Below are 3,584 nucleotides of genomic sequence, written 5' to 3' on the forward strand. Positions count from 1 at the left end.
AATATTTAAAACAATCAGAAAATAATTTAATGTGGAAATTCCAATTTTCTTGCTGAAAAATAAACATACAAAAGGGCATCTACAAGAGATGCCCGTCATGTAGAAAAACCCCAAAGGGTTATTCCTACACCTTCCCAACAATCAGCAACAGTGACTAATTAGGTTTTAGTCACACTCACAGTCACAGACGTGAATATAGTTATGTTATTAACTTCAACCTTTATATGTCCCCAGTGCATACACTGAAAAACAATAAAGAAACTTTTATTTAAAAATATTCAATTTGTAGGTTGGTGGGAAAATAATACAACTACCAATACTGCTCGGTTAAGGATTTTAAACTGGAATTTGGTTTGGGGAAAAGGTGAGCCAGCGCGGTCTTGGGGGTTTCCCCCATGAGCGACTGGCGAACCCCGAAGGGGTTAAAGGGTAAGGGTTAAAGGTTTTTTCTTTCCCTTTTCCCCTTTCCCTTTCCCCCTTAACCGACAAGTATTGATACAACTACTGCACTATAAATAACTACAACTGACACACTCTCAGAGCTTTTCTATTACCCAGTCCCTAATGCCCAATCGCCAGTCACCATTTCAATTAAATGCAAGCTTTTCTTGTTGCTTATAGTGATTTACTACTCCACAAGTAGCAGCCAAAATTAACCATGAAAGAGTATTCAAACGAAAATCAAAGAGGGTTACGTCTACAGTATTTAATAAAATCCACCCCACAACGGTGAGAAGATAACTGAAAATTAGCAATCTATCTCCTGTATCTATGTGTTTGGAATTTCGCAGTAATTGGACTCCTGTAATCAAAATCCAACCAAGTAAACTGCAAAATACAAAAGTAGCAATAAAACCAGTTTCAGCAGATAACATTAAAAACAAGTTATGGGGATGACCCAACTTAATTTGCATCTGTGCTTTATAAAGCGCAGTAAAACTACGTAAGCCCCACCCCGTCCAAGGATGTTGCCAAGCTAAAGACCAGGCGAACTCCCACTGAGTTTTTCGCATCAAAGCCACTGGTCTATCTGGATACAAATCGTCGTTTAACCTTGCCCAAAAGAAAGCAGGAACGTACTGGCGAAAAAATTGAGCGATCGCTGAGGGAGCAAAAGCCGCTAAAAGTACGCTGGTGACGATACCGACAACCCCACCGACAAGAATCCGCCAACCCTGATACAGTGCGTAAGCTAAACAGGTAAAAATAGCGATCGCCCATCCATTACGCGAATTGGTAAAAATCAAGGTGATGAAATTCATAATCACCACGATGGTTAGGAAGATAAAGGGGAGTGGGGAGTGGTGAGATGTAGCTTTATCTTCTCTTTGGGAGACGCTAGCGCGAACTCGCAGGGTGGCAGACAAGGAGAGAAGTCTGAGCGGAGGTTTCCTCCGATCAGAACTTCGGAGAGAAAAATGGCTACCTTGTCTTCCTTGCCTCCCCATGCCCAATTTCCATTGCTCCAGCCACAACCCTAGACTGACGATGAACACTATTACTAAGTAAGCTGCAAAGGTGTTGGCGTGCAAGAATAATGAAGCTATGCGCCCTGGTGGATTTCCTCCTGGTGCGATCGTCCATTCCAAGACAATCCACAAAATTTTTAACTTAAAATTCCAGCCTAAAAATAATTGTCCCAAGCCGAGAATCGTCACTGGCATTGAACCTATCACCAAAGCCCAAGCCATTTGCCGCAATTGGAAAGTTGTTTGAATCAGGGTGCTGAAAGCGGCGAAAACGAGAAAAAATGGTAAAAAATTAAATAAGCCGAGGAAGGCTTCTATTTTGTTTTCGGCAAAGCCACAACTAACTATTAGCAACAGACTTAAAAGGGCAAATCCCCAATTGAGGGGGCGGCGGCTAATTTGGCGGTATTGTTTCATCCAAGTGATGAATGATACCAAAACTACAGTCACAGCCCCCACAAAAGGACTTAACGGGTAGATTAACAGTGCTAATAAAGAGTAGTTCCAACGGCAGTTGAAATGGTAAAAAGCTTTATTCAAGCTGGCTCCCAACATTCAGCGCGAGTGAGACGAATTTGAGCTAAGGCGAAAATAGTGGGGATGATGCGACCATAGTTAGTAGCGATCGCTCTCCATCCCAAGTCCGCAAAAAACCAAGCCCACATCATTGGCCCAATCACGGTAAACATGGTGCGAACTGCTCCATAACGAGCTGCACTCACCGTCATACCACGTCTGGCCATTTGCATAGTTACATAGCTTTGAAACTGAGTTGTTGCAGCTTCCGTGCCTTTAATGGCCGTTTGTTTGGCTACTTCGTAGGTGGCAAGGTGTATGGCAAATTGACGGGCAATTTGCTTGAGTACAACTGGTTGGAGGATGGAAGTAACAACCAACGCACTACCGCCTTTAAAAAGTAGCCCCAAGGGATCGCGTTGCAATAAAAGTGGTAAAGGTTGTTTTAAATCTGATTTGATAAGCTGACGCTGTATCCGTAGAGTCAATTTTTGTTTTTCTTGTTCTGGCAATTTTTTCCACACCTGTCCTAGCAGATGTAAAAATACTTCTGCTTCTAAATCAACGGTTGTCAATTGATTAGAATAAGGAATTTTTAGATACTTGCATACTTGAACGAGTGCTTGTCGGTAAGTTACTTGGTCTGTGCGTCCCCGCAATACTGTAATCCCATCTGCCGCCAAAAAGCGGAAGCGACCTTCTAGTGCATCTAGCCAAGCTTTACGGTCTTGGCTTTGCACTTCGATGGGTTCGGGTGTATGAACGTAGTCTAGGGGATTGAACTTACGACTAAATAAAATTGCCGTTAAGTCTTGTAGTTCTTCCTCAGTCGCTAACTCTAGCGCCGCCCTCATCTCATCCAATTTTGCTTCCTCCTTTCCGTGCAGCTTTTCTGTACCTTATTCTACTATTAGCTTTCAGCAGTCATTAGTAGTAATTTTCTCGTTTGTCATTTGATGATAACTAACGATCGAGAGATAAGTCTCTTGCGTGGTTATCTTTCTGGTGCAAAGACACTAGTTATAGCTTGCTTCTATGAAGGATTACTAACTATGACAACTTTAAAAGATTCATACCTCAATGAGGACTTACGCAAAAATAACGTAATTTCGTCAATAGAGGGGGTGGGTTGACACTCACCCTGACATTGGGATTGCTTCCCTACACTACGTTCCAGTCGCAATGACAAAATAGTACTTGCGTAAGTCCTCACAACATATTTTCATCATTACGAGCGATCGCGTAGTAATCCCAAATAATTTGTGAAATATTACGTGTTAGGGTCATTGACAGTCAACAGCCAACAGTCAACACCGATATTGTTCAAAACTGAAATAGCATTGCTATGTATGAGTCATAGAGTTTCTACTACTCACCTTTCCATCTCAGCAGTAGTTTAAATACTTAGAGGACTCACACCAAATAATTGAAACAACGTAGACACAAAGTTCTCACCATTGGTGTCAACTTCAGCTCAAACGCTTATTACCTCCCCGAAGTTCGGGGTGGGGTGGGTGAGCGAAAAAAAGGTGTGGGGAGTGTGGGAAGTGTGGGGAGTGTGGGGAGTGTGGAGGGTAATTTTTTGGATACTTAGCTAGA

Annotated in this window: 2 protein-coding genes; both read right to left on the reverse strand. The window is 42.4% G+C overall.

Annotated elements, in window-relative coordinates; translation table 11 throughout:
• Positions 1-587 precede the first annotated feature (587 nt).
• Positions 588-2,024, reverse strand: a complete 1,437-nt coding sequence (locus GNE10_RS32955) for an O-antigen ligase (RefSeq protein WP_185570253.1) — start codon at positions 2,022-2,024, stop codon at positions 588-590.
• Positions 2,006-2,848 (reverse strand): hypothetical protein, encoded by an 843-nt coding sequence (locus tag GNE10_RS32960; protein WP_185570255.1) that lies wholly within the window; start codon positions 2,846-2,848, stop codon positions 2,006-2,008. The genes GNE10_RS32955 and GNE10_RS32960 overlap by 19 nt, the downstream gene beginning before the upstream one ends.
• Between the last annotated feature and the right edge of the window lie 736 nt (positions 2,849-3,584).

Origin of the sequence: Nostoc sp. 2RC, from assembly GCF_014222165.1 — a bacterium.
Classification (GTDB): Bacteria; Cyanobacteriota; Cyanobacteriia; order Cyanobacteriales; family Nostocaceae; genus Nostoc; species Nostoc linckia.

Bases quoted from the DNA above. Each gene is read 5' to 3' on its own strand.
- GNE10_RS32955 (WP_185570253.1), bottom strand. From the start codon at position 2,024: ATGTTGGGAGCCAGCTTGAATAAAGCTTTTTACCATTTCAACTGCCGT.